Annotated in this window: 29 protein-coding genes and 1 pseudogene; 10 read left to right on the forward strand and 20 right to left on the reverse strand. The window is 72.1% G+C overall.

Going from position 1 to position 24,798, the window contains the following annotated elements:
- Nucleotides 1-146: 146 nt before the first annotated feature.
- The 5 genes from ACIA47_RS06870 to ACIA47_RS06890 form a co-directional block, all read right to left on the reverse strand.
- Entirely contained in the window at nt 147-923 is a 777-nt protein-coding gene (locus ACIA47_RS06870; RefSeq protein ID WP_396706079.1) for a hypothetical protein, read from the reverse strand.
- Nucleotides 924-1,129: 206 nt separating this feature from the next.
- A complete protein-coding gene (locus tag ACIA47_RS06875; protein ID WP_396706081.1) occupies nt 1,130-1,780 on the reverse strand; it encodes a GNAT family N-acetyltransferase in 651 nt (216 codons plus the stop codon).
- A 112-nt stretch (nt 1,781-1,892) separates the two neighbouring features.
- A complete protein-coding gene (glp, locus tag ACIA47_RS06880) occupies nt 1,893-3,206 on the reverse strand; it encodes a gephyrin-like molybdotransferase Glp (protein WP_091394702.1) in 1,314 nt (437 codons plus the stop codon).
- A complete protein-coding gene (locus ACIA47_RS06885; protein WP_396706083.1) occupies nt 3,203-4,165 on the reverse strand; it encodes a UTP--glucose-1-phosphate uridylyltransferase in 963 nt (320 codons plus the stop codon). The genes glp and ACIA47_RS06885 overlap by 4 nt, the downstream gene beginning before the upstream one ends.
- A gap of 9 nt (nt 4,166-4,174) precedes the next feature.
- Entirely contained in the window at nt 4,175-6,529 is a 2,355-nt protein-coding gene (locus tag ACIA47_RS06890; protein ID WP_396706085.1) for a diguanylate cyclase, read from the reverse strand.
- An 85-nt stretch (nt 6,530-6,614) separates the two neighbouring features.
- Between ACIA47_RS06890 and ACIA47_RS06895 the strand changes: the two genes are divergently transcribed.
- Together ACIA47_RS06895 and ACIA47_RS06900 are read left to right on the forward strand one after the other, a co-directional pair.
- Entirely contained in the window at nt 6,615-7,292 is a 678-nt protein-coding gene (locus ACIA47_RS06895; RefSeq protein WP_396706087.1) for a 5-formyltetrahydrofolate cyclo-ligase, read from the forward strand.
- 61 nt (nt 7,293-7,353) lie between these two features.
- Nucleotides 7,354-7,494, forward strand: a pseudogene (locus ACIA47_RS06900) (FmdB family zinc ribbon protein); the annotation flags it as partial.
- Nucleotides 7,495-7,508: 14 nt separating this feature from the next.
- Here ACIA47_RS06900 and ACIA47_RS06905 read toward each other — a convergent pair.
- Entirely contained in the window at nt 7,509-7,736 is a 228-nt protein-coding gene (locus tag ACIA47_RS06905; protein WP_396706420.1) for a hypothetical protein, read from the reverse strand.
- Between the two features lie 316 nt (nt 7,737-8,052).
- Here ACIA47_RS06905 and ACIA47_RS06910 point away from each other — a divergent pair, with 316 nt between their 5' ends.
- The gene (locus ACIA47_RS06910) at nt 8,053-8,373 is read left to right on the forward strand and encodes a hypothetical protein (RefSeq protein WP_396706089.1); all 321 of its coding nucleotides are present in this window, start codon (nt 8,053-8,055) and stop codon (nt 8,371-8,373) included.
- Between the two features lie 74 nt (nt 8,374-8,447).
- On the opposite strand, the gene ACIA47_RS06915 is transcribed toward ACIA47_RS06910, so the two are convergent.
- Nucleotides 8,448-8,630, reverse strand: coding sequence for a hypothetical protein (locus tag ACIA47_RS06915; protein ID WP_145787501.1), 183 nt, complete (start codon nt 8,628-8,630; stop codon nt 8,448-8,450).
- Between the two features lie 143 nt (nt 8,631-8,773).
- Between ACIA47_RS06915 and ACIA47_RS06920 the strand changes: the two genes are divergently transcribed.
- Complete coding sequence (locus ACIA47_RS06920) at nt 8,774-9,280, forward strand: hypothetical protein (protein ID WP_396706091.1); 507 nt, start codon at nt 8,774-8,776, stop codon at nt 9,278-9,280.
- Between the two features lie 34 nt (nt 9,281-9,314).
- Here the strand turns inward: ACIA47_RS06920 and ACIA47_RS06925 are convergent, their stop codons facing one another.
- Nucleotides 9,315-9,797 carry a DUF2231 domain-containing protein gene (locus ACIA47_RS06925; protein ID WP_396706409.1) on the reverse strand — a complete coding sequence of 161 codons (483 nt, stop codon included), beginning with the start codon at nt 9,795-9,797 and terminating at the stop codon, nt 9,315-9,317.
- Nucleotides 9,798-9,998: 201 nt separating this feature from the next.
- Here ACIA47_RS06925 and ACIA47_RS06930 point away from each other — a divergent pair, with 201 nt between their 5' ends.
- Together ACIA47_RS06930 and ACIA47_RS06935 are read left to right on the forward strand one after the other, a co-directional pair.
- Complete coding sequence (locus ACIA47_RS06930; protein ID WP_396706093.1) at nt 9,999-10,427, forward strand: Fur family transcriptional regulator; 429 nt, start codon at nt 9,999-10,001, stop codon at nt 10,425-10,427.
- Nucleotides 10,428-10,486: 59 nt separating this feature from the next.
- The gene (locus ACIA47_RS06935) at nt 10,487-11,350 is read left to right on the forward strand and encodes an oxygenase MpaB family protein (protein ID WP_396706095.1); all 864 of its coding nucleotides are present in this window, start codon (nt 10,487-10,489) and stop codon (nt 11,348-11,350) included.
- A gap of 20 nt (nt 11,351-11,370) precedes the next feature.
- Here ACIA47_RS06935 and ACIA47_RS06940 read toward each other — a convergent pair whose 3' ends face one another.
- From ACIA47_RS06940 to ACIA47_RS06990, 11 genes are all read right to left on the reverse strand, one after another.
- Nucleotides 11,371-12,321: a RecB family exonuclease gene (locus ACIA47_RS06940; RefSeq protein WP_396706097.1), complete on the reverse strand. Its 951-nt coding sequence runs from the start codon at nt 12,319-12,321 to the stop codon at nt 11,371-11,373.
- Between the two features lie 13 nt (nt 12,322-12,334).
- Nucleotides 12,335-12,949, reverse strand: a complete 615-nt coding sequence (locus ACIA47_RS06945) for a MarC family protein (RefSeq protein ID WP_091394729.1) — start codon at nt 12,947-12,949, stop codon at nt 12,335-12,337.
- A gap of 41 nt (nt 12,950-12,990) precedes the next feature.
- Entirely contained in the window at nt 12,991-13,863 is an 873-nt protein-coding gene (locus tag ACIA47_RS06950) for a PHP domain-containing protein (protein WP_396706099.1), read from the reverse strand.
- Nucleotides 13,864-13,916: 53 nt separating this feature from the next.
- Nucleotides 13,917-15,179 (reverse strand): hypothetical protein, encoded by a 1,263-nt coding sequence (locus ACIA47_RS06955; RefSeq protein WP_396706101.1) that lies wholly within the window; start codon nt 15,177-15,179, stop codon nt 13,917-13,919.
- On the reverse strand, nt 15,176-15,958 hold the full coding sequence (locus tag ACIA47_RS06960; RefSeq protein WP_396706103.1) for a SigE family RNA polymerase sigma factor: 783 nt from the start codon (nt 15,956-15,958) through the stop codon (nt 15,176-15,178). Before ACIA47_RS06960 ends, ACIA47_RS06955 begins: the two co-directional genes overlap by 4 nt.
- Nucleotides 15,959-16,060: 102 nt before the next feature.
- A complete protein-coding gene (locus ACIA47_RS06965; RefSeq protein ID WP_088951386.1) occupies nt 16,061-16,936 on the reverse strand; it encodes a PH domain-containing protein in 876 nt (291 codons plus the stop codon).
- 6 nt (nt 16,937-16,942) lie between these two features.
- On the reverse strand, nt 16,943-17,101 hold the full coding sequence (locus ACIA47_RS06970; protein ID WP_007455302.1) for a hypothetical protein: 159 nt from the start codon (nt 17,099-17,101) through the stop codon (nt 16,943-16,945).
- Between the two features lie 116 nt (nt 17,102-17,217).
- Entirely contained in the window at nt 17,218-17,964 is a 747-nt protein-coding gene (locus ACIA47_RS06975; RefSeq protein WP_396706105.1) for a DUF6758 family protein, read from the reverse strand.
- 10 nt (nt 17,965-17,974) lie between these two features.
- Nucleotides 17,975-18,598, reverse strand: coding sequence for a TrmH family RNA methyltransferase (locus ACIA47_RS06980; RefSeq protein WP_396706107.1), 624 nt, complete (start codon nt 18,596-18,598; stop codon nt 17,975-17,977).
- A 51-nt stretch (nt 18,599-18,649) separates the two neighbouring features.
- A complete protein-coding gene (locus tag ACIA47_RS06985; protein WP_396706109.1) occupies nt 18,650-19,186 on the reverse strand; it encodes a hypothetical protein in 537 nt (178 codons plus the stop codon).
- 92 nt (nt 19,187-19,278) lie between these two features.
- Nucleotides 19,279-19,794 (reverse strand): MaoC family dehydratase, encoded by a 516-nt coding sequence (locus ACIA47_RS06990; protein ID WP_030486570.1) that lies wholly within the window; start codon nt 19,792-19,794, stop codon nt 19,279-19,281.
- A gap of 547 nt (nt 19,795-20,341) precedes the next feature.
- On the opposite strand from ACIA47_RS06990, the gene trxA reads away from it, so the two are divergent.
- The 3 genes from trxA to ACIA47_RS07005 all read left to right on the forward strand — a co-directional run bounded on the left by trxA (nt 20,342) and on the right by ACIA47_RS07005 (nt 22,245).
- Nucleotides 20,342-20,704: a thioredoxin gene (gene trxA / locus ACIA47_RS06995; RefSeq protein ID WP_030329190.1), complete on the forward strand. Its 363-nt coding sequence runs from the start codon at nt 20,342-20,344 to the stop codon at nt 20,702-20,704.
- 153 nt (nt 20,705-20,857) lie between these two features.
- The gene (locus ACIA47_RS07000; protein WP_091394742.1) at nt 20,858-21,298 is read left to right on the forward strand and encodes a hypothetical protein; all 441 of its coding nucleotides are present in this window, start codon (nt 20,858-20,860) and stop codon (nt 21,296-21,298) included.
- Nucleotides 21,295-22,245 carry an MFS transporter permease gene (locus ACIA47_RS07005; protein ID WP_396706112.1) on the forward strand — a complete coding sequence of 317 codons (951 nt, stop codon included), beginning with the start codon at nt 21,295-21,297 and terminating at the stop codon, nt 22,243-22,245. Before ACIA47_RS07000 ends, ACIA47_RS07005 begins: the two co-directional genes overlap by 4 nt.
- Here the strand turns inward: ACIA47_RS07005 and ACIA47_RS07010 are convergent.
- Nucleotides 22,209-22,628: a thiol-disulfide oxidoreductase DCC family protein gene (locus ACIA47_RS07010; RefSeq protein WP_109819716.1), complete on the reverse strand. Its 420-nt coding sequence runs from the start codon at nt 22,626-22,628 to the stop codon at nt 22,209-22,211. The genes ACIA47_RS07005 and ACIA47_RS07010 overlap by 37 nt on opposite strands.
- Nucleotides 22,629-22,721: 93 nt before the next feature.
- On the opposite strand from ACIA47_RS07010, the gene ACIA47_RS07015 reads away from it, so the two are divergent.
- Nucleotides 22,722-24,782, forward strand: a complete 2,061-nt coding sequence (locus ACIA47_RS07015; protein WP_396706114.1) for an intein-containing Rv2578c family radical SAM protein — start codon at nt 22,722-22,724, stop codon at nt 24,780-24,782.
- The last annotated feature ends 16 nt before the right edge of the window (nt 24,783-24,798 follow it).

A 24,798-nucleotide genomic window follows, 5' to 3' on the forward strand; every position in this document is an offset into this window, starting at 1 on the left:
GACCCGGCGCCGCGGCCCGCCCGAAGATCGACTCGGCTTCCTGGAAATCGGGGCATCCCGGACGCAACAACCACCCGACTTCCAGGAACCCGAGTCGATCAAGCCGGCCAGGCACGGCCGGGCCCGGGGCACGACCAGCACCCGCGTCAGGCGCCTCGGCCGGCCTCGTAGGGGCGGCCACGCAGGCCGCCCGAGCGCCGGTACGAGACCGATCCACCGTTGACCGCCGCCGGCAGGTCTCCCGGCCGGTCCAGGCCCATGGCGGCTCGGCGTACCCCTTCGCGCTGGGCGGCGAGGCGGCGCTGCGCCTCCCGGCGGGCCGCGGCCCGCCGGGCCTGCTCCCGGCGCACCTCGGCCTGCCGGGCGGCCAACCAGGCGGCCTCCCGGGCCCGGGCGCGACGGCGGCGACGCCCGGCGAGGGCCTGGCCCCGCAGGTGCACGACGTACAGGGCCAGGAGCAGGAAGGTGACCCCGAAGCCGACCCAGAAGCCGGGGCTGACGAACAGCACGCCGATCAGCTCGACGACGTTGAGGAGCAGTAGGGCGGCGAGCACCCGGCGACGCCGGTACACGGCGGGGGTGTGCTGTCGGCGCGGCGGCGGGCGGCGACGGGACCGCTTCGGTGCGGCGGGCACGGCGCGCAGGCGACCGGAGCGGCGGACGGCCGGTGGCGAGGAGACCGGCGCGCTCAACGCACCGGTAGTCGCGTCTTCACTGAGGGTGACTACCAGTGAGCGCGGAGGATGGACGGGTCGCCGTCCGGGCACAGTGCGGCGCCGTCGGCGGCGCTGGAGCACCCGCGCCGTCGACTGCGCCCGCTCCGCCACCAGCCGCTCGGTGGCGTCGTACCGGCGAACCAACGCCGGGGCCAGGGCGAGCAGGCCGGCGGCGGCGAGGACGGCGAGGAGCACCGAGGTCGGCACCCTCACCCCTCCCGTCACCGAATTCGAAGCAACCGCCATCCGACCGCAGGATCTTCCATCGATCACGCGTGGGCGCGTGGATCGTCCGGCCGGGGAGCGCTTGCCGCAGCTTGCAGTTACTTGAGGTTACGGCGCACCGACCGGGATGCCACCGCGCCGCGCCGATCCCGTCCGTGGGACGAGTGGGCGGATGTCGGGAAATCCTCCTACCGCGCGTTGGCGCGAACCCGGTGCCAGCGGGCCAGCAGGCCACCCTCGGCGGCGATCTCCTCACTCGTCATCGCGTACCCGATGTGGTCCCGCCACGCGCCGTCGATGTGCATGTAGCGCACGTGGTACGCCTCCTCGCGGAAGCCCAGCTTCTCCACCACCCGCCGGGACGGCCGGTTCTCCGGACGGATGTTCACCTCCACCCGGTGCAGCCCGCCCGGCCCGAACGCGTGGTCCACGGCGAGCGCCAGCGCCGTCGGGATCACACCCTGGCCGGCGACCCGCGCGTCCACCCAGTAGCCGACGTAGCCGGAGCAGAGCGCCCGCCGCACGATGCTGCCCACGTTGATGTGCCCGACCAGCCGGTCCCGGTCGGCCTCACGCAGGCAGACCGCGAACGGCATGCCCTCACCGTCGCGGGCCGAACGCCGCTGGTCACGGTGCACCCAGCGGAACGCGGCCGGCGAGTTCATCTCGTCCCAACCGCCGGGCAGTGACGACTCCCAGGGTGCCAGCCAGGCCCGGTTGGCCCGTCGCACCTCCGACCACGCCGCCGCGTCGGAGCGCCGGTAGGGCCGCAGCAGCACTGGGCCGTCGGCCAGCTCCACCGGCCAGCCCGGGGCCCGCGCGGGTCCGAAGAGACTCACCCGCACAGTCTCCCGCGCGGGACCGTGTCGCGCGCAAGTAGCTCCACCACGTTCACCGCACAGATCCGACGATCACCCGACGCGGGCCGCGAGCGGACCGGCCGGGAACGCGTCACCGGCGGCGGTCCAGCAGCAGGACGTCCACGGTGGAGCCGGCTGCGGCCGTGGTGACCCGCTCGCCGAGCACCAGCAGCCCATTGGCCTCGGCCAACCCGGAGAGGGTGAACGGCCCGCCGCTGAGCGGCTGGACCGTGTACCCGCCGCCGCGTCGCTCGGCGACGTGCGCCGGTCGGAACTCGCGCAGCCCCGTCGGCGACGACACGGTCTCCAGCAGGTGTGCCCGCACACTGGGTCGGAACACCGGCTCGGCGCCGGCAAGCAGTTGGATGGCGGGGCGGGCCAGCACCTCGAAGCCGATCAACGCGGCGCCCGGGTCGCCGGGCAGGCAGACCACCGGCACCTCCTCGGCGCCGACCGTGCCGAACCCGAGCGCGGTGCCGGGATAGAGCGCCACGTCGGTGAAGGTGACCGGCCCGGCGCGACCGCCCTCACGGCGGGAGAGGATCCGACGCACCATGTCTCCGGGGCCGGTGCCGGTGCCCCCGGTGGTGATGATCAGGTCGGCGCGCAGCGTCTGGTCCTCCAGCAGCCCGCGCAGCCCCTCCGGGTCGTCGTCGCAGATTCCCACCCGGTATGCCAGCGCGCCCACCTCGGCCGCCGCGGCGGTCAGCGCGTGCGAGTTCGCGTCCACCACCTGGCCGGGCTGACTGCCCCGGCCCACGTCGACGAGTTCGTCACCGGTGGCCACGATGACCACCCGTGGACTGGGCCGGACCACCACGTGCCCGATGCCGGTAGCCGCGAAGACGGCGACCAGGGCCGGGGACACGTAGGTGCCGGCCCGAGCCAGCAGGGTGCCGGCGGGCAGCTCCTCACCCGCTCGGCGTACCCCGTACCCCCGTTTGGGGGTGCGGAAGATCTCCACCGCGGCCATGCCCTGGTCGGTCCACTCCACCGGGACCACGACGTCAGCGGCGACCGGCAGCGGGGCCCCGGCGGCCACCGAGAAGCACGAGCCGGGGGTGAGCCGGACCGGCCGCCAGCTCGCGGCGCCTAGATCGCCGACCACGTTGAGCCGGATGGTGCGGCCACCGGGCGTGCCGGAGGGGGCCGGGACGTAGCTCGGCCCCCGACCCCCTCCGGAAATGTCCTCCCAGCGCGCGGCGTAGCCGTCCACGGCCGCCTGGTCGAAGGCCGGGAAGGCGTGCGGCGCGACGACGTCCTCAGCGAGGACATTGCCGTGCGCCTGGGTGAGGTCGAGGTCGAGTGGCGGCAGCGCGCGCAACCTGCGCAGCACGCTGCCCAGGTAGTCGGCGAGCGGCGTCAACTCGTTCGCGGCCGCCTCGGCGTCGGCCGTCGCGGTCATGTACCAGATCCGCCTGCCGCGTCGGCCTTGACGAAGTCGGCCAGCCAGGACCGGAACTCGGCGCCCAGGTCGTCGCGCTCGGCGGCGATCTGCACCACCGTCTGGAGGTACCCCAGCGGCATGCCGGTGTCGTAGCGGGTGCCCCGGTAGACGATCGCGTGCACCGGGACGCCCTCGGTACGCAGCAGCTCCATCGCGTCGGTCAGCTGGATCTCGCCGCCGCTGCCCGGCTTGGTCCGCCGGATCGCGTCGAAGATCTTGCCCGGCAACACGTAGCGGCCGAGCACCGCGAGGTTGCTCGGGGCGTCCTCGGGCTGCGGCTTCTCCACCATCCCGGTCACCCTGACGACCTCGCCGATGTCGGTCAGCTCCGACTCGGCCGGCTCGACGGAGGCGATCCCGTACCGCTTGGTCTCAGCCGGGTCGACCTCGAAGAAGGCGAGCACCACACCGCCGGTGCGGGCCTGCAACTCCAGCATCGCCGGCAGCAGCGGCTCCGACGGCTTGACGAACTCGTCGCCGAGCAGCACCGCGAAGGGCTGGTCGCCGACGTGCGACTCGGCGTACCCGACGGCGTGGCCGAGCCCGAGCTGCTCGGGCTGCCGCACGGTGTAGATCTCGGCCAGCTCGCTGGGCCGACGTACGGCGGCCAACCGCTCGGAGTCGCCCTTCTCCTCCAACCTGGTCTCCAGGTCCGGGCGACGGTCGAAGTGGTCCACCATCGACGTCTTACCCCGACCGGTGATCAGCAACACGTCACCGATGCCAGCCTGCGTGGCCTCCTCGACGATGTACTGCAACACCGGCCGATCCACCACCGGCAGCAGTTCCTTGGGCACCGCCTTGGTGGCCGGCAGGAACCGGGTGGCCAGTCCGGCGGCCGGGATGACGGCCTTGACCGCCAGGGGACGGCCAGTTGCGGCGACCGTCGATGAGGGGTTCGCTGAGTGCTCCGACATGCCGCGAGACTATCGGCCACGGCTCTGCCGCGGCGGGTGTGGCCCAGAAGACGCGCCGCCACCCGGCCCCGGCCACGCCACGTCCGGGCCGGCCCGCGCCGGGCCCGTCGCGCTGTCCGGCGTGTCGTCGGCCGAATCCGGTCGGGCGTGCGCCGGGCCCGCCAGCGATGATTCCGGTACGCCCACCGCCGGGTCGGACCGGGCGGGCCCGCCCGGCTCCCGGCTGGCCTGCACCGGCTGGCCGGCGCGCGGCAGCCCGTCGGGTGGGCTCACCGCACACGCGAGCACCGGAATTTCCCGGGTCGGCAGATCCGAGCGCACCTCGGCGACCCGGTACGTGTCGCGACCCGCCGCCTTGGCCGCGTAGAGCGCGTCGTCGGCGGCCTCCAGCACCTCGCGCCCGGTGCTGCCGTGGTCCGGGAAGACTGCGATGCCCACCGACACGGTCACCAGGACCGGCCCGGCGTACGCCTCGACGGCGATGGGCGTGTCGCGCACCGCCGCGCCGAGCCGCTCGGCCACGATCGCCGCGCCCCGCGCGTCGGTCTCCGGCAGCAGCAGCACGAACTCCTCACCACCCTGGCGGAAGGCCAGGTCGACCTCACGGATCTCCCCGCGCACCCGCCGGGCGAACTCGGCCAGGACGGTGTCCCCCGCGGCGTGCCCGTAGGTGTCGTTGACGTCCTTGAACCGGTCCAGGTCCAACGCGAGGACGCTCAGCATCCGCCCGAAGCGGCTGGCCCGTTCCACCTCCCGCCGGATCGACTCGCGCAGGTAGCGGTAGTTCCACAGCCCGGTGAGCGGGTCGGTGAGGGAGAGCCGCTGCGCCTCCTCGTGCACCCGGACGTTGTCCACCGCCACGGCCGCATGACCGGCGAAGGTGCGCAGGGTGGCCAGGTCGTCGTCGTCGAACTCGTCGGCGCCCAGCCGGTCGTAGAGAGCCAGCACGCCGAGCGCGGCCGCCGCGTCCGCCTCGTCGAGCGCCCCGGAGGGTCCGCCGATAGTGGCCGTGGCACCGCCGGCCGGGGCGGCGAACGGAACCGCGACGTAGGTGCGGCAGCGTGGCTCGCCCGTTGGTGCCTCGGTCGGCTCCGCCCTGCCCCGCTGCGGTTCCCCGGTGGCCGCGACCTCACCGACCACGCCGACGCCGACCGGCACCCGGAGCGTCTGCGACCCGTCCGCCTCCTCGGCCGGCCAGCGACCGTCCAACCCCTCGGTGCACTGCGAGACGAGCACCCCGCCGGTCTCCACCAGCAGTACGGCACCGGCTCGCGCGCCGGTCGCCCCGATGGCACTGCGCAGGATCACCCGCAGGATGCGTTGCAGGTCGTGCGTGCTGGCCAGCGTGTCGCCGAGCACCGCGAGATGCCCGCGCAGCTGGTCCCGGTTGCTGGTCAACGCCGCGACGTAGGCGCCGGTCTCCCGGGTCATCCGGTTGAACGCGGCGGCCAACCGTCCCAACTCGTCGCGACTGCGTACCGGCACCCGGGCGGTCAGGTCACCCTGGGCCACCCGGTCGACCGCACCGGCCAGCTCCGCCAGCGGCCGGGTGGTCACCCGGGCCAGCCGCCAGGCGGTCAGCACCGCGAGCAACCCGGCCAGCACGACCACCCCGAGCAGCGTGGCGTGCAGCCCCGGTGGCCGTTCACTGGGCACGGAGAGCACCAGTGGCAGCGGCTGCGCGTCGGAGGGTCCGAGCCTGCGCACGTACCGGCCCTCGTTGGTTTCGGTGACCTGCTCGCCCCGGACGCCGACGGCGGCGGCCAGCACCGCGTCGCGGACGTCACGGGACTCGGTCGTGTGGGTGACCCGCGCGGCGCTGGCCCCACTGTCGAGCAGTGTGACCGCCACCCCGGTCACCGCCGCCAGTCGGGCCACGAAGGGCGGGTCGACCAGTTGCGCGGCGGTCACCGTGCCGAGCCGCGTGCCGGCGCGATCGTGCAGGTCGACCTGGGCGGCCAGCGCACGGACCGGGCCGGCCGAGCCTGGGTTCGAGCCCCCGTTCGCGCCCTCGGTCGAGCCGGCGCAGTCCTGCCACGGGGTCGGCGGCGCACCGGGCGATATGTAGGTGACCTGTCCGGCCACGTCGGTGATCAGCACCGCGGCGGCCAGACCCCGGCCGACCAGTTGCGCGGCGGCGACGGCCGAATCGGCGGTGAGCGCCACCGCGTCGGCGGTGGCGCGTAGCTGCTGGCAGAGCGCGTCGACCGAGGTACGAACGGTGGACGCCGCCACCGCCAGGCGCTCGGTGGAGCGGCTGCGGTCGACCGCCGCGACGGTGGAGGCGACGAAGAGCGCGCCGAGCAGGACCGGCCCGAGCACCACCACGAGGAAGGCTGCCGTCAACCGCCCGCGTAGCGTCACTCGGTCCCCCCGGAAGTTCCGCCTCCGTTGCTTGCGATGCTGACACAGTGCAACCGTGGGAGAGGCGTTGCGTCAGGAGTGTTGCGTGCCGGAATTTTCTGATGAAGCGGAAGTGACCCGGATGGAGAAGCGGGACACCCGCGTCGAGCGGCTCGCTCGCCGCCGGTCGCTGCCCGCCGCAACCCGGGCAGCCGCCGCCGAGCGCGTGCAGGCCGAACTGGTCGCACTGGTACACCGGCTGCGCCCGCACCGGATGACGGCGTACGTGCCGGTCGGCTCCGAACCGGGCGGCGCCGACCTGCCCGAGGTGCTGCGGGCGGCGCTGCCGGCGGACGCCGAGTTGCTGCTGCCGGTGCTCCTCGCCGACCTGGATCTGGACTGGGCGGCCTATACCGGGCCCGATGCCTTGATCCCGGCGGGACGGGGTATCCGAGAACCGGTCGGTGCCCGCCTCGGGGTGACCGCCGTGGCACACGCGGAACTCGTGGTCGTACCGGCTCTCGCGGTCGACCGCCACGGTCGGCGGCTCGGGCGCGGTGGCGGCTCGTACGACCGCGCACTCGCCCGGGTACCCGAGGCGGCCCTGACGGTGGTGCCGCTGCACGACGGTGAGCTGGTCGAGGCGCTGCCGGCAGAGCCCCACGACCGTCGGGTGCGCGCAGTCGTCACTCCCGCCGACGGGGTGCGTACGCTTGACGGCGGCCCGGGAGCGGCGCACGGTGTCGCGCCCCACACGTCTGCTGGACGAACCCGGGGCGAATGACGCACCATTGGCACTCGAATACGTCGAGTGCCAACTGGCTGAGCCAGATCCGGAGGAGAACGTGCCCACGTACCAGTACGCCTGCACCACGTGCGGTCAGCAGCTCGAGGCGGTGCAGTCCTTCTCTGACGAGCCGTTGACCGAGTGCCCGGCGTGTCAGGGGCGGCTGCGCAAGGTCTTCAACTCGGTCGGCATCGTCTTCAAGGGTTCGGGCTTCTACCGCACCGACTCCCGGGCTTCCGGTTCCGAGACGACCGCCGGCGGCACGGCCACCAAGCCGGCGAAGTCCGAGTCGTCCTCCGGTGACAGCTCGTCGTCCTCGTCGTCCTCGTCGTCCTCTTCGGGGTCCTCGTCGTCGTCCGGGTCGTCCTCGGGCTCGTCGTCCTCCTCCGGGTCGTCCTCGGGTGGATCGGGCGGCGGCAAGGCGGCGGCGGCCAGCTCCACGTCCTGATCGCCGAAGGCCCGACCCCACCACGGGTCGGGCCTCGATCAACTCGATCGCCGCCTCAGCCGGTCGGATGATCCACTCGGGTTCCAGGAAATCGGCCTGTCCTCGTTGCGCTGACCGCCCGGATTCCTTGATCGCGAGTCGATCAAGGCGGGGTGCCCTAACAGATCGAACCGGCGGATGGGCGTTATCCACAGGCCGCGCGGTTGTCCACAGGCGTGGGCCGGAGGGTCCGTCGAGGCGGCGGGAAATGCCTAGCCTGCCGTCCATGGGTGCCACTGCGGCGCTCGGGGACGGGAGGCGGCAGAGGCGATGCTCGATCCGAATTCCGCGCGGGCGTTGCGCCCGCTGCGACGGCTCAACCTGCCCGGCGGGCGCACCCTGCTTCGGGCCGGTCTGGTCGCCGCGCTGCTCGGCCTGGCCGCCGCAGTCCTGCACACCCCGGCCGGATGCCCACCGACCGCTGTGCCCTCCGATGCGCCGTCGGTCGCTGACGACACGGCCCGGCAGGTCGACGGGAGCCGATCGGCCGAATCCAGCAGGACGGGCGTCTTCAATGTCCCCAGGTCAACGAGCGCCCCTGACGAGTCGGCCGCAGAACCCGGCCGCGTAGGCCCCGCCCCGCCGGCCTAGTCCGGATCGGTGTCGCGGGCCAGCTCGGCGTCGCGGACCCGCGGCATCGTGGGGAGCTGGCCGAGCCGCCGGGGTCAGTCCCAGTGCGGGGGGCGTTCGGCGAGCAGCCAGTCGTCGTTGCCACCCGACCGCTCGCCCCAGCCACGGTCGGTGTCGTCAGTGGTCTGCTCGGGCAGCACCACGAAGTCTTCGCTCAGGTCGACGGCGCGGTCATCGTCTCCAGGTGCGCCGTGCGTGCCGGGGTCCTCGGTGCTCACGAGCGGCAAGACTAGCGCAGCCGACGGCGGTGGACCGGGCCATCGGCGCTGGGCACGCCGGCCAGAGCCGGCCGGACCGCCGAACCCGGGCGCGCCGGCCAGAATCGACCGAGCCGCCGGTGGCGTTGGTAGCGTCGGACGGCGTGACGACCCCCAGCGGTGGCAGCAGCCCGGACGACTACTGGCGACGGCCCGACACCGGTGACGACGCGGTGGCGGACCAACCTCCCGCCGCGCCCGCGACCACACCACCGGCCGGGCCCACCAACCCACCGACAAGCGGGCCCAGCAACCCACCACCGACCGGGCCCACCAACCCACTGCGGAACGAGCCGGCCAGCCCAGCATCGACGGGGCATCCTCCCAGCGGAAACGCCGGCCCGCCGCTGGCCGGGCAGACCGGTCCACCGCCGGAGGGCGGTACTGCCAGCGCGTACTCCGGCCCGCCGCCCAGCGTGCCGCCGCCGGCGGGTTGGCGTCCACCCGTACATCTGCAGCCGGCGCCGCCGCGACAGCTGCCACCGCAGGACATGGCCGACCTGGACGCGGCCGAGCAGCGCTCGCAGCGGGTCACCTACGGCTTCGGCGCTGCGGCCGGCGTGGTGCTTCTGGTGCTGCTCTGCCTGCTCTGCTCGCGAGTCATCTTCTGATGCCCATCCCCGGGCAGCGGCAGTGAACAGCAGCTCAGAGGGTGGTGCCCCAAACCGTCTCGGCGCCGGAGTGGCCGGTCAGGTAGACGTAGATCACTGCGGCAATGGAAAGCCCCACGGCCGCTACCGCCAGCACCGGGATGACCAGCGCGGGCAGCTGCGGCACCCGGGGGTGCCCACTCGTCGCCACGAGCAGCAGGATGGCCACGATCCCGAGCGGCACCACGACGCGTAACAGGATGTCACCGTAGCGGGAGTGCTCGAAGATCTGATCGAGGATCGGCCCCTGGAAGCCCCGGGCCACCAGCGCGTCGGTGAGTGCCTCACCCGACTTGACCGCGACGTAGGCGGTCACCGGCGCGGCCACGGCGAGGAGGCCCAGGGCCCAGTCCAGCCGGTGCCGCCACCGCGGTAGCCCCACGTACGCGATGGCCAGCACCGCCAGCAGCGGCACGAACACGACGACCGCGTGGATTACCAGGACGTGCACCGGTAGACCCAGGATCTCCTCGAACATCGGACCCTCCAGGTGGATCATGGTCAGGGGTGGTCAGCCTATGGGCCGCCGATCGTCCCCAGGCTCTCGACCGGTGACACGCGCGCCGCGTCGATCGGGTTCATCCTCCGGGCCGTACTCCCGATCTTGCCTGGCTGTGTCGGTGGCCACCCGGAGCGGGCGACGGTTGTCGATGCGGGTCGGGCGTGTTGTCATTGGCCAATGTCCGGTGCCGAGGAGCTGCTGCGATCGAGGGGCCTACGCGTCACGCGCCCCCGCCTCGCGGTGCTCGACGTGCTCGCCGGCGGCGGCCACCTGGAGGTCGACGAGATCACCCGGCGGGTTCGCGAACGCCTCGACTCGGTCTCCACCCAGGCGGTCTACGACGTGCTGGGTGCGCTGTCCCGGGCCGGGCTGTCACGCCGGATCGAGCCGGCGGGCAGTCCCGCCCGCTATGAGGCGCGGGTGGGCGACAACCACCACCACGTGGTCTGCCGGGGCTGCGGCGAGATCGCCGACATCGACTGCGCGGTGGGCAGCGCCCCGTGCCTGGAGCCGAACAGCGCGCACGGGTTCGAGGTGGACGAGGCCGAAGTAACCTTCTGGGGTCTCTGCCCCAGCTGCCGGGCCCGCCGTTCCGCCGACGTCTGATCACCGGCACCGGCGGCACGTGACCGGCGAGGTCGGCCGCACCGTGGCACTCTTGACCGGTGGACTCCGATGACCTCGGCCTTTTCGGTCCGGGTTCGGTCACGTGGAAGGTGCACGAGGAGCCGATCCTGATCGTCGCCGGCCTACGCTCGCTCTACCTCCAGGCGTTGCACCCCCGGGCCATGGCCGGGGTCGCGCAGAACAGCAACTACCGCACCGACGCCTGGGGCCGGCTGGTCCGCACCGCGACCTACGTGGCGACCACCGTCTACGGGACCACCGCCGAGGCGGAGGCCGCCGGGGCCCGGCTGCGCCGCCTGCACGACCGACTGCGGGCCACCGACACGCTCACCGGTGAGCAGTTCCGGATCGACGAACCGGACCTGCTGCGCTGGGTGCACGTGACCGAGGTCGAGTCGTTCCTGAGCACGGCTCGACGCGCCGGGCTGCCGCTGAGCGACGACGAGGTGGACGGCTACTACACCGAGCAGCGCCGCGCCGCCGCCCTGGTCGGCCTGGACCCGGCCACCGTCCCGGGGACCGCCGCCGAGGTCGCGGACTACTACGAGGCCGTACGGCCACAGTTGCGGATGACCCGGGAGGCCGCCGAGACGGCGGTGTTCCTCACCGCCCCGCCGCTGCCGTGGAAGCTCAGCCTGCCGGTCCGGTTGGGGCTCACGCTGGGCCCGCCACGCTGGGCGTACCTGGGGATCGCCGGCACCGCGTTCGCGCTGCTGCCGACGTGGGCACGCCGGATGTACGGAGGTCTCGGTCTACCGACCACCGCGCTGTCGGCGGACCTGACCGTGCGCGCGCTGCGGCTCGCGTTCGCCGCCGTCCCCCGCCGCTACCTGGAGGGGCCGTTGATACAGGCAGCCAAGGAGCGGGCCGCGCGGCACGCCGCCGCCTCGCTGGCCGGCTGACCCGACCCTCGGCAGGGCGATCAGCCGTCGGCGGGCCGGTCCATGGCCGCCCACGGCTCCTTGCCCGGGGCCTGCGCGCCCGTCGGGCAGTGCCGCCGGAAGTCGCACCAGCCACAGCGCGGGCCGGGTGCCACCGGGAAAGCCTCGTCCGCGTCGGCGCCGTCGGCGACTGCCCGCTCGGCGGCCATGATGTCGCGGGCTGTCTCTTCCGCGCGGGTCAGTTGTCGGGCCAGCGACTCGACGGTGTGGTCGTGGCCGGCGACCGTGCCGGTCGGGAGGTGGTGCAGCTCCACCCGGCGGCACGGCCGACGGAACACCCGCTCGGCGGCGTACGCGTAGAGCGCCAGCGCCTGCGAGCCCCGGGCGTCGTCGGTGTCCAGCCCGGTGCGGCCGGTCTTGTAGTCGACGATGACCAGCTCCGGCCCCTCGAGGCCGGGCCGCGAGTCGATCCGGTCGGCGCGACCGTTGAACGCCAACACCGCCGTCTTGACCGCCACCACCCGCTCCACGCCGAGCGGGTCGGAATCCGGCTCCAGCGTCTCGACGTACGCCTCCAGCCATCCCAACGCCCGCCGGTAGGCAGCCCGCTCCTGCTCGTCGTCGCGGTAACCCTCGCGGACCCAGGTGCCCTTGAGCAGCGTGGCCAGCGCCTCGGGACGCCGCCGGTCGGCAGGCAACGCATACCAGTTTTTCAGGGCGGTGTGCACGCTGGCACCGAGCGAGTTGTGCGCCCACGGAGGGCCCTTGGGTGGGGTGGGCCGGTCGACGTAGGAGTAGCGGTAGCGACGCGGGCAGTCCGCGTACGCGCCGAGCTTGCTCGGGGTGCAGACGAACAGCCGCTCCGGCATGCCCTCGAAGCCGAGCTGCTCGGCGTCGCCGGCGCGCTGCCGCGGGGCCCGGCCGCCGGCGGCCGGCCGCCCCGCTGATGAGGATCGTCGCACGCCTGCGATCCTGCCATCCACCTCCGACATCGCGTGCGTGCCGTCAGGCCATGTTCACGTACTGCGTGACGAAGGCGGCCACCGCGTCGGCGATGAGCTGCACGGCGATCGCGGCCAGCAGCAGGCCGGCGATGCGGGTCAGCACCTCGATCCCGCCCGGCCGGAGGATCTTCACGATGCCGCCGGAGAAGCGCAGGACGATCCAGACGGCGACCATCACGGCGAGGATCGCCACGGCGATGGCGCTGAACTCGCCCAGCCCGTCGGCCTGCTGGACGAAGAGCATGGTGGCCACGATCGCGCCCGGACCGGCCAGCAACGGCGTGCCCAGCGGCACCAGCGCGATGTTGGAGGTGACCTGCTGGCTCGGGTCGTCGGCCTTGCCGGTCAGCAGCTCCAGAGCGACGAGCACGAGCAGCAGCCCACCGGCCGCCTGCAACGCCGGCAGGTCCACGTGCAGGTAGTCGAGCAGGGTCTGCCCCGCCACCGCGAAGATCACGATGACGCCGAGCGCCAACGCGACGGCCTGCCAGGCTGCCCTGTTGCGGTCGCGGGCGGGCAGCGGGCCGGTCAGCGCCAGGAAGATCGGCATCATGCCCGGCGGGTCGGTGATCACCAGCAGGGTCACGAAAACCTCGCCGAACAGCTTCAGATCCACGTGATCAACCTAGCCGCGCCGCGATGGGCGAAATACCCGGATCAGCCCGAAGCGACCTCGGTCACCCCCTCGGCGACGATCCGCTCGTACGCCTCGACGCTGGTGCTGAAAGCGCCGAGTTGGACGGTCTTGTGGGTGCCGTGAAAATCCGAGGAGCCGGTGACGAGCAGACCCAGCTCGGCGGCGAGCGCCCGCACGTGTTCCCGCTCGGCCGGGCTGTGGTCCTCGTGGTCGGCTTCGAGCCCGGCGAGCCCGGCGGCGGCCAGCTCGGCGATCAGCTCGTCGGGCACCACCCGGCCGCGTCGGGTGGCTCGCGGGTGGGCGAAGACCGGCACGCCTCCGGCCTCCCGGACCAGTCCAACGGCCCGGAACACGTCGATGTCCTCCTTGGGCAGCCGGTACCGCTCGCCCAGCCAGTCCGGGCCGAACGCCTCCCGGACACTGCCGATCAGGCCGGCGCGGATGAGTGCCTGCGCGATGTGCGGGCGTCCCACGGTGCCGCCACCCGCGCCGGCCAGGATGTCCGGCCAGTTCACGTCGATGCCGTCGGCCCGCAGGAGGCCGACCATCCGCTCGCCGCGCTCTTCCCGGGCGGCTCGGACCCGCGCCAGCTCGACCACCAGCTCCGGGTGGTCCGGGTCGAACAGGTACGCGAGCAGGTGCAGCGGCACCGCCGGCTGCGCGCCGGACCAGCGACACGACAACTCCGCACCCCGGATCAGACGCAGACCTGGCGGCAGCGCGCCGACAGCCGGCGCCCAGCCGGCCGTGGTGTCGTGGTCGGTGATCGCCAGCACGCCCAGCCCGGCGTCAAAGGCCGCGCCAACCAGCTCGGCCGGGGTCAGCGTGCCGTCGCTGGCCGTCGAGTGGGCGTGCAGGTCGATCCCTGGGGCGGAGCCGGTACGCGAGGTCACCGCCCGACGTTACCGAGGAAACAGCGAGCCGGATTCACATGGGCCACCCGGGGTCAGAAGCCCTGCACCAGGATCGGCCGCTCTCCGGCTGGCACGTTGGGCACCGCAGCGGGGCTGGCGGGCTTTCCCGCCCGCACCTGGCCGACGTCGACCCGGACCAGCTCGCCGGTGCCGTCGAGGTAGGAGGCCTGGGTCTCGTCGCTCCACACGATCGCCCCGGTCATCGGCGGCCCGGCCGCAACGGCGGTCGCACCGGGCCCGAGCCGCTGCAGGTCGACCAGCAGGGACCGACCGGCCGTGCCGCTCCCACCGTTGACCAGCAGCCACCGCCCGTCCGGCGAGACCCCGCCGACGCCGTCCCGGTTCAGGTCTGGACCGCAGCCGGTGCGTACCGGGTCCAGGCGACGTGTCGGGGCGAGGATGGCGAGGCAGGTCCGGCCCGGAGCGGTCGTGGTGACCTGCCCGACGAGCCGCCCGTCGGGCAGCCGCCCGTAGACGTTGAGGCTCTTCTGGTCGAGGGCCTCGGGCAATGGCCCCGCACCGGGCCGCCAGAGGGTGTGACCGGCGCTGGCCGGATCGAGTCGGACCAGCACGCTGTCAGCGACGAACCGGACGGGCTCCGCCGCTGCCGGCACCGGAGTGCGCACGGCCCCGATGAGTTGGGTGCCGACCACGCCCGCCACCAGCAGATCGTCCCCGTCACGCCAGGCGACCTGGAGGCTGTCCGGGGCCAGGACGATCGCACCGGCGCCAGCCAGCAGCACCTGCACCAGGCCGTCGTCCTGCACGACCCACAGGGAGCGTCCTGCGGTGCTCGGCGCGCCGACCACCAGCCAACCGCCGCCGCTGGGCAGCGGCTGGACGTGTTCGGCCGGCCCCACGTCGGGCAGCACCAGCCGCCGCCCGTCGGCGTTGACCAGGGTCTCACTGAAGAGAAGGGAGGTCGACGTCCTGGGCGAGGGGGTCGAGCCGGGAACGCTGGCCGTCGGGAGCGGCCGGTTGGTCGGGTCCGGGTCGCCGATCACGACGATGGGTGAGCCGTCCCGCCTGGTCTCGGCACCGAGCTGGGCCATGCCGGCGCTGAGCAGCACGGTGGTGACCGCCGCGAGGGCGAGGCCGGCGGCGCCGCGTCGACGCCGGATACGGTTCGCGCGGCGGATGGCCTGGCCGGCCGGATCGACGCTCAGTGGACGGGCAACGGCGACCTGGTGCGAGAGGGTCTCCCGCACCGCACCTTCCAGCTCGTCAGGCCGCACCTGGTATGAACGCTGCGGGCCGTCCGTCAGGTTGTCGCGCCGGCCTGGGAACTGACTCACTGCTGTTCCCCGGAGCCCGTGCCGACGGGCACGGCCGCCGGGGCGGTGGGCAGCACGGCCTGCGGGCTGATCGCACGCGGCGCAGCGGCGCGCGGAGCGGCCGGGCGGGGCACGGGTCGGCCGGCCGCCCGTTCGGGACGGGGTGTGGCCACGGCACCGGTGGCCGGGACCCGCCCGGTCCGGGAACCCGAGCCCGTCGTCCGGCCGGCGGCACCGATCGCGGCCCCTGCACCGGCGGCAGCGGCCGACCGGCCGGCGATGCCGGCGGCGGCTGCGAGCTCCGGTGCGTCAGCGCCCAGTCGCCGACGCAGCGTGGCGAGCGCCCGGGACGCCTGGCTCTTCACCGTGCCCGGTGAGATGTCCAGCATCGCGGCGGTCTGCGCCTCCGACATGTCCTCGTAGTAGCGCAGCACCAGCACTGCCCGCTGCCGGTTGGGTAACTCCCGGAGGTGCCGCCAGAGCAGGTCACGGTCAAGTTGCTGCTCGATCTCGTCGACGCCGGCCCGTTCGGGCAGGACCTCGGTCGGGCGTTCGCCGTGCCAGCGCCGCCGCCACCAACTGGTCGACGTGTTGACCATCACACGCCGGGCGTACGGCTCGACCGCCTCGATTCCGCCGAGCCGCTTCCACGCGAGGTAGGTCTTGGTCAGCGCCGTCTGGAGCAGATCCTCGGCCGTGGCCCAGTCGCCGGTGAGCAGATAAGCGGTGCGTAGGAGCGCGGCGGAGCGGGCCGCGACGAACTCGCGGAACTGCTCCTCCAACGAGTCCTTGCTCGTCACCGCCCACCTCCACACCCTGCCGTCCTGGCAGAGTGCCACGTCAGGGGCGCTCTGGTCCATGACGAAAGGTGCGCACTTGCTCCGATGTTCGGTCGAAAACCTTCACGCCCCGTCGTCGGCCTTGGCCTCGTCGGCCTCCTTGCCGAGCCGCGCCTCGACGGCCTGAGGCTCGTACATCTCCTCGACGACGCGCAGGTAGAGCTCGTTCGGGTTGGGCAGGTTCTTGATCTCGCGGAGTGCCTGCTCCTGGCCGGCGGACTCCAGCACGAAAGTGCCGTAGTTGAGTGCTCGGCCGGTCGGGGTCTGCTCGTACTTCATGTCGGTGACCCGGACCAGCGGCATCATCGCCACCTTGCGGGTGACGATGCCGTTGACCACCATGACCCGCTTGTTGGTCAGGATGAACCGGTCATACCACCAGTCGGCGACCTTCCACGCCACCCAGCCCATCACCGCGAACCACAGCAGCACGGCGATCGTGGTCAACGCGCCGACGTCCTGGCCGGCGAGGAAGCCGGAGAGGTAGCCGAGCACGAAGGTCGCCGCGACGCCGATCAACAGCGGGTTGGTGAGGTGGATCCAGTGTCGCTTCCACTCGCCCCGGTAGCGCTCGGTGGGGAAGAGGTAGCGAGCCACCAGCGAACTGGGCTCGTCTTCCAGTGGCAGCACCCGCCGAGGGGTCGAGCCGGTCGCGTCGGCGCGCAACCCGGCCAGCTCGTCCTCGGAGATCTGCGGTGGCTGGTAGCTGGCCTCCGGATCACGGATCCACCCCCGACCGGAACGACCCTGACCGGCATAGCCGGGCCCGTCGCCATAGCCGACGTCGTCCGAAAGGGACGGACCGTCGGACAGGCCGGGACCGGCCCCGTAGCCCGGGCCGTCGTCAGGCCCGATCCGCGGGATCGGCTCGGTGTCTCGCTCGCGACGTTCCCGGTCGGGGTCGTCCGGGTCGAAGGGTGGACCGGAGGGGCTGCCCATCGGCGGCTAGGCGACGAGGCTGGTGAAGAAGTCGCCAAACCCCTGGGCGATATCCATGATCCCGCCGCCGAGCGACTTGAACACGTCTGCCGCAGAGTTTGGCCGGTAGGCGACGAAGAAGATCAAGAATGCGATTCCGGCCCAGGTGAGGACCTTCTTGACCATGGCGGGCCATCCTCTCGCGCGGCGCCGGGTCCCATTACCGCAGCGGCACCCAGAGTATCAGTGTGGTGTCGTACAGTGAATATCTGCGTCCGTTCTCCGTCAACCCGGAAGAGTTGTCAAGCTCTACCGGGTAGATACGGGGACGGTGCGCCGTACACGAGCTCGGGCGGAGTCCACTCGGTCAGGTCGTGTAGCACGACGTCTTCCGCGAGCAGGTGACCCGCACTCGCCGGCCAGGCTATCGCATGGAGCCACATTCCCCGAGCCTCGCCGGCGTACGCGCTTCGATCCGTCGGTGAATTCACCAACCACAGTGGAGTGGGGTGCCCACCAACCTTGATCTTCGCCTGTCCGACGTGGTCAGGATGACCCGACCCCGGGTCGGTCAGCGCGTCCACCAACTCCGGCCCTGGATCCGGGCCGGTCAGACCGGCGAGCCGGGCGCCCAGGCCGACACCGGGTTCCTCGGCGACGAAGACCAGATCGGCCGGACCACCACCGAGCGGCGCCGGGCCCGCGCAGGCCACCACTGTCGCCCGCACGCCCGTCCGGTCGTCCCCGGCGTACGCCACGCCGGTGAGTGTCCAACCGGGCGGCAGCGGCCACGGGCACCACAGCGGCGTCACCGGCGGATCGCCGGTCGCGGTGATCCGTTCCACCACGCTCGCCACGATGTCCGCTCCGATGTGCTCGGGCACGTGCAATGGCGGCACCGGGCCGCAGCGCACACACCTCGAGTCGGTGTTCATCAGATCCGGCGCCCGTACCGGGCCCCCGCATCTCGGACAACTCACCGCGACACTCACATCCCCACCGTCTCCCCGCACCGCCGGCACGTCAAGCCGGAACGTCCGATTCGGCACCGTACGTGGGTCAGTCCGGCGGCGAACCGGCGTGCGCGCGGATCCAGGCGTGCATGGCGATTCCGCTCGCCACGCCCGCGTTGATCGACCTCGTCGAGCCGTACTGGGCGATGGAGTAGAGCTGGGCGCAGGCGGCACGGGCCGGTGCGGAGAGGCCGGGCCCCTCCTGGCCGAACAGCAGCACGCAGTCCCGCGGCAGGGTGCCGGTCTCCAGCGGACGCGACCCGGGCAGGTTGTCGATGCCGAACACCGGTAGCTGCCGCTCGGCCGCCCAGACGACGAACTCCTCGATCGTCTCGTGGTGCCGTACGTGCTGGTACCGATCGGTCACCATCGCGCCGCGCCGGTTCCACCGTCGCCGTCCGACGATGTGCACCTCGGCGGCGTTGAACGCGTTGGCGTTGCGCACCACAGTGCCGATGTTGAAGTCGTGCTGCCAGTTCTCGATCGCGACGTGGAAGCCGTGCCGGTGCCGGTCCAGGTCGGCGACGATCGCCTCGTGCCGCCAGTAGCGGTAGCGGTCGACGACGTTGCGCCGGTCCCCCTCCGCCAGCAGTTGCGGGTCGTAACGGGGGTCGTCCGGTGGGTCCCCCGGCCAGGGGCCCACGCCCACCTCGAGCTGGTCGTCGGTCACGGTCATCAGAGGGTACGGACCGCGTCGGCGCCGGCTGCGGCGACCTGCCGGTCAGCCCAGGTCGAGGGCGGCACCGAGCCGGTCCAGGAAGCGCCGGTCCGTAGGGCTGGCCGGTGGGTCCACCCGGCGCGCGCCGGTGCCGGGCACCGCGCGGCAGACCCGGGCCGCGACCGACTGCACCCACTGGCGGTACGCGGCCGAGTCGGCGGGATCGGCCCGTCGCCGGAGGACCCGGCTCGCCGCCCGGCAGGCGGCCAGCAGGTCCACCAGGTCGGTGAGCCGCTCGGCGGGTTGCGGGGTGCCGTCATGGCGGGCGTAGATCGTGGCGACCACCGCGCGGACCAGGTCGCTGTCGGAGGCTCGGCCCGCGGCCACGGCATCCAGGCCGGCCAGGCCGGCCATCACTCCACGCTCCGTCCGGCCAGGACCGGGCGCCGCTGCGGCCACGAGAACCCGACCCGGCAGGCCGGTGAGCAGATCCCACTCGGCGGCGGAGTAGACAGCGGTGGTCAAGGGTGCGGCTCGGCGGCCGGCAGAGGACGGCTCTCCCGCTACGGAGTGGCTCATCGGAACCTCCGGCGTCAGCATATGCCCCGCGACGGGAACAGGGCCCCTTCCCCAGCAGACCCGCGGTGGGGAAGGAGGCCGGTGTTCGTCGACGGTCGAGCCCGCCGCGACGGTCAGCGCGGCTCGGGGAAGCTGGGCCGCTCCGGATCCACTCCGTCGGGCACCGCGGCGGCCGCGTACTCCCGCTTGGGAACCATGACCTTGCGCCGGAAGACGCAGACCATCGTGCCGTCCTGGTTGTAGCCGCGGGTCTCCACCGACACCACGCCCCGGTCGGGTTTCGAGCCGGACTCGCGCTTGTCCAGCACGGTGGTCTCGCCGTAGATGGTGTCGCCGTGGAAGGTCGGCGCGACGTGCCGCAGCGACTCGACCTCCAGGTTGGCGATCGCCTTGCCACTCACATCGGGCACGGACATGCCGAGCAGCAGCGAGTAGATGTAGTTGCCGACCACGACGTTGCGCTTGAACTGGCTCGCCGTCGCGGCGTAGTGCGCGTCCATGTGCAGCGGGTGGTGGTTCATGGTGAGCAGGCAGAAGAGGTGGTCGTCGTACTCGGTGACGGTCTTGCCCGGCCAGTGCCGGTAGACCGCGCCGACCTCGAACTCCTCGTAGTAGCGACCGAACTGCATGCTGGTCCCTTCGACGGGCGGCGATGGAGTTCGGCACAGCATGCCTTACCGATGGTTAAGGCGACCGGCGGGGCGCGACGGCGGCGGAAATGTCACACCGGTCACCCTTCCGGGGGGAGACGCAATGAGCGGCGGGGCCCTCCCCGGCACCCGCCGCCCACGCTCTGATGTGAGGAATTCTGCCCTACGCCTGCGTAGGTTCAACAGAGATCGCGGTCACATTTATCTTTTTGTAACACTACTGTGCGTGACGAAGCGGAGGTTGACCAGCGATCTCCGCAGGCCGGATACCTCCTCGTCAAGGCCCAAGTTACCGATTCGTAGTGGTCAATCGCGTGGATCTCCCTGGAAACGCTCCCATTACGGCAGGTCACGCAAGTGCGTCATGCACTTGCGTTCCGCAGGTCGGGTGTGAAGAGATGCGCATCGATGACCCGCGGCACCCCCGGCAGCCCCGCGCACGTTTCGTGCCCCACCGCGCGGGAATTCGATACGGTCAGCCCTGGTTCTACGGGACGTAGACAAACCGCGGTGATCGGAGAGTGCAATGGCAACCGTTGAGCTGACCTCGGCGAACTTCGACGAGGTGACCGGCAACGACGGCATCGTCCTGGTCGACTTCTGGGCCGACTGGTGTGGTCCGTGCAAGCGGTTCGCCCCGGTCTACGAGCGCTCCTCGGAGAAGCACCAGAACATCGTCTTCGGCAAGGTCGACACGGAGGCTCAGCAGGAGTTGGGCGCCAAGTTCGACATTCGCTCGATCCCGACGATCATGGCGATCCGTGACGGCGTCATCGTCTTCGCCCAGCCGGGCGCCCTTCCCGAGTCCGCGCTGGAGAACCTGATCGAGCAGGTCGAGGCGCTGGACATGGACGACGTCCGCAAGCAACTGGCCGAGCACAACCACTGAGTCGTCCCACGACGACACGCGAGGCCGGGCCCGCATCGGGCCCGGCCTTCGTCGTACCCCCACCAACTCCCGCATGATCACCTGCCTGGTCAGGCCGAACTGGCCGTCAGAGGGACCCGAAGCCGTCGGTACATCCCGTATCGTCACGACCCGATGGAGAACCTGACCACCCGCGGGCGCGTGACCCGGCTGGGCGCGACCGCACTGGGCCTCGTCCTGCTCGTCGTCGGCACCTTCTGGGGCAGCGACGACGACTTCCCGTTCGGCCCGTTCCGGATGTACTCCACCTCCAACCCGCCGAACGCACCCGCACCCGACACCCGCGTCGAGGGGGTGAACAGCTCCGGGGCGGTGGTCGACCTCGACCAGAACGCGACAGGCATCCGCCGCGCCGAGATCGAGGGGCAGCAGGCCCGATACGCCGCCGACCCGACGCTGCTCACCGAGGTCGCCGACGCGTACGCCGAACGCCACCCGGACGCCCCCGCGCTGGTCGAGGTCCGCATCGTCATCCGCTGGCACGGCATCCGCGCCGGCCGACCGACCGGCCAACACACCGACCAGACCGTCGTTCGCTGGCAGGCCACCCGATGAACCGCTGGCTGACCGAGGCCGTACCCCGGGGCCGGGTGGCCGCCTTTCGCACCCTGATCTACCTGTTCGTCGCCGCCGATCTGGTGATCTTCACCCCCTGGGTGCGCACCCGGGTCAGCGTGCCCGGCGACCTGTACCAGCCACTCCTGATCGGCCGCCTGCTCCCACTACCGACGCCAACCGAGACGCTGGTGACGGTGATCTTCTGGGCGTTGCTACTGCTCGCCCTCCTCGCCGCCACCGGACGAGCGCCCCGGCTGCTCGGCTGGGCGGTGTGCGCGCTGTACCTGGAGTGGATGATCATCGCGATGAGCTACGGAAAGGTCGACCACGACCGGTTCGGGCTGCTCGTCGCACTTGCCGTGCTGCCCACCGCCGGTCGCGCCCGACACGGCGACACCACCCGCACCGAGGCCGGCGGCTGGGCGCTACGCGTCACCCAGATCGCGGTGATCTGCACGTACTTCCTGGCCGCGTTCGCCAAGCTGCGCTTCGGCGGGCTGGACTGGCTGACCGGCTCGGTCCTGGCCCGCGCGATCATCCGGCGCGGCACCGACCTGGCGGACCTCATCGCCCAGGTGCCGTACCTGCTGATCGTCGCCCAGTTCGGCATCGTGGCGTTCGAGCTGCTGAGCCCGATGGTCTTCCTGCTGCCACCCCGCTGGCGACTCGCCATGGTCGGCTTCTTCTACTCGTTCCACGCGGTCACCATCGCGACCATCACGATCTCGTTCGCGCCGCACCTGGCCGCGATGACCAGCTTCCTACCGCTGGAGCGGGTGCGCCCGCTGGTCTGGGCACGCCGACTGATCGGCCTCGGCTCTCCCGAGGCGGTGACGACGGACGCCCCGGAACCGCGCCCGGCCGACGTCGACCCGGTGGCAGCCGGCGCGGGGCCGGCGCTCGACGATCAGGCGCCGGTGGTCGGGCGACCGGCCGGCCCGTAGAGCCGCTCCCGGGCCTCCTGGGGCAAAGAGCAGGCCGCCGTGCCACCAGGAAGTCGGTGCCGGTTACGCGCCACCCAGCGGTACAACGGCCAGGCCGCGACGCGTACCGGAGGAATCCGTAGGCCGGCGCCGGCGACCCGCCAGAGCGGACCACTCGCGGCGAGCAGCTTCGCGATGGCGTCCGGACCGGCTGCGCGCGAGCCGTCCGCGCCGACCCACTGCACGGCCTCCTCACACTCGGCCACTGTGAGGCCGAGCGCGTCCAGGTCGGCGAACTGCCAGGGCACCACCCGCGCGGCGGTGGGGATGCGGCGCTCGATGAACTCCGCACAGCTCGTGCAGAACGCGCAGTCCCCGTCGTAGACGAAGGTCGACGTCTCCATGGCGTCCATCCTCCCCTCTCCGACCACCCGGATGCCCACGGGTGTACGGCGGGTCACTTGCGCTTGTCTCGTACACGTGTTCGAATAATGGCCATGCGCTGGGACAACCTCACCGCTCCCCCGGTCGAGGGAGGCCCCGAACGGGCAGCGCCAGCGACGCCACCCCTGCCGCTGGCGCTGCCCGGCGCCGTGGCCCGCACCTTCGACACCCCCGAATTCGCCGGGATGACCTTCTACGAAGTGCAGGCCAAGTCCATTCTCAACCGGGTGCCCGGGCAGTCCCGCGTCCCGTTCGAGTGGACGATCAACCCATATCGGGGCTGCTCCCATGCCTGTGTTTACTGCCTGGGTGCGGACACCCCGATCCTCATGGCGGACGGCCGCACGAAGCCGATCAGCGAACTGGAGCCGGGCGACCGCATCTACGGGACCGAACGACGGGGCGCGTACCGCCGATACGTGATCACCACCGTCCTCGACAAGTGGTCCACGGTGAAGCTGGCCTACCGGGTCACCCTGGAGGATGGCACGACCCTCATCGCCAGCGGGGACCACCGGTTCCTCTCTGAACGTGGCTGGAAGTACGTCACCGGGGCCATGCATGGCAACGCTCGACGCCCTTACCTGACCACCAACAACCGCCTGATCGGCACCGGTCGTTTCGCCGTTGGGCCCAAGGAGTCACCCGACTACCGCCGGGGCTACCTGTGCGGCATGGTCCGCGGAGACGCGCACCTGGGCACGTACTCGTACGGGACGGTGCACCGGTTCCGGCTGGCGTTGGCCGATGACGAGGCATTGAGCCGCAGCGAGCGCTACCTCGCGCTCGAAGAGATCAAGACACAGCGCTTCGATTTCACCCCGGCCAGTCCCACGCGACTCGCTGTGGCCGCCATCCGAACCTCTGAGCAGCGGGACATCCTGGCGATCACTGAACTCGTTCGTTGGCCGGTCGAGCCCAGTGACGACTGGAGGCTTGGCTTCCTGGCCGGCATCTTCGACGCGGCGGGCAGTTGCAGCAGAGGCGTCCTGCGCTTCGGCAACAGCGACGACGCCATCCTCGACCAGACGACGGCAGCATTGCGCCATTTCGGTTTCGCCTGCGTGCGAGAAGACCGCGGCCTACCCAACCGTGTGCGGGAGATCAGGCTGACCGGGGGCCTCGCCGCCCGGCTCCGGTTCTTTCACCTGACCGACCCTGCCATCACTCGGAAGCGGTCGATCGAGGGTGGCGCACTCAAGCATCAGGGCGCCCTCCGGGTCGTCGGCATCGAGGCACTCGGGCTGGAGCTGCCGCTCTGGGACATCACCACTGGCACCGGGGACTTCATCGCCAACGGAGTGGTCAGCCACAACTGCTTCGCCCGAAACACACACACCTATCTCGATCTCGATGCCGGCGCTGACTTCGACCGGAAGGTGATCGTCAAGGTCAACGCCGGTGAGCTGATCCGGCGGGAGCTGGCCGCGCCGCGCTGGCGGGGCGCGCACGTGGCGATGGGCACCAACGTGGACTGCTACCAGCGCGCCGAGGGTCGTTACCGGCTGATGCCGCAGATCATCAGTGCCCTGCGAGACTTCGCCAACCCGTTCTCGATCCTCACCAAGGGCACGCTGATCCTGCGCGACCTGCCGCTGCTGCGCGAGGCCGCCGAGGTGACCACCGTGGGCATCTCCTTCTCGGTGGGGTTCGTCGACGAGCACCTCTGGCGCACCGTCGAGCCGGGCACACCGCACCCACGCCGCCGGCTGGACGCCGTCCGGGCGCTCGCCGACGCCGGCTTCTCCGTCGGAGTGCTGATGGCACCGATCCTGCCCGGCCTCAGCGACAGCGACGAGTCGATCGACGCCACCGTCTCGGCGATCGCCGCCGCCGGTGCGACCAGCGTGACCGCCCTGCCCCTGCACCTGCGTCCCGGCGCTCGGGAGTGGTACGCGCACTGGCTCGCCCGTGAGCACCCGCACCTCGTGCCCCGCTACCGCGAGCTCTACCGGGCCGGTGCGTACGCCCCGCAGGCGTACCAGCGGGAGTTGACCGCACGGGTGCGGATCGCCGCCCGCCGGCACGGGCTGCACCGCGGGGAGCGGGGCGACAACCGCAGCCTGCCCGAGCCGCCGCCACCGTCGGCGGCCGAGCAGCTGACGCTGCTGTAGTCGGAGCTACAGTCGG

It is taken from the genome of Micromonospora sp. NPDC051227 (assembly GCF_044455385.1).
Classification (GTDB): Bacteria; Actinomycetota; Actinomycetes; order Mycobacteriales; family Micromonosporaceae; genus Micromonospora.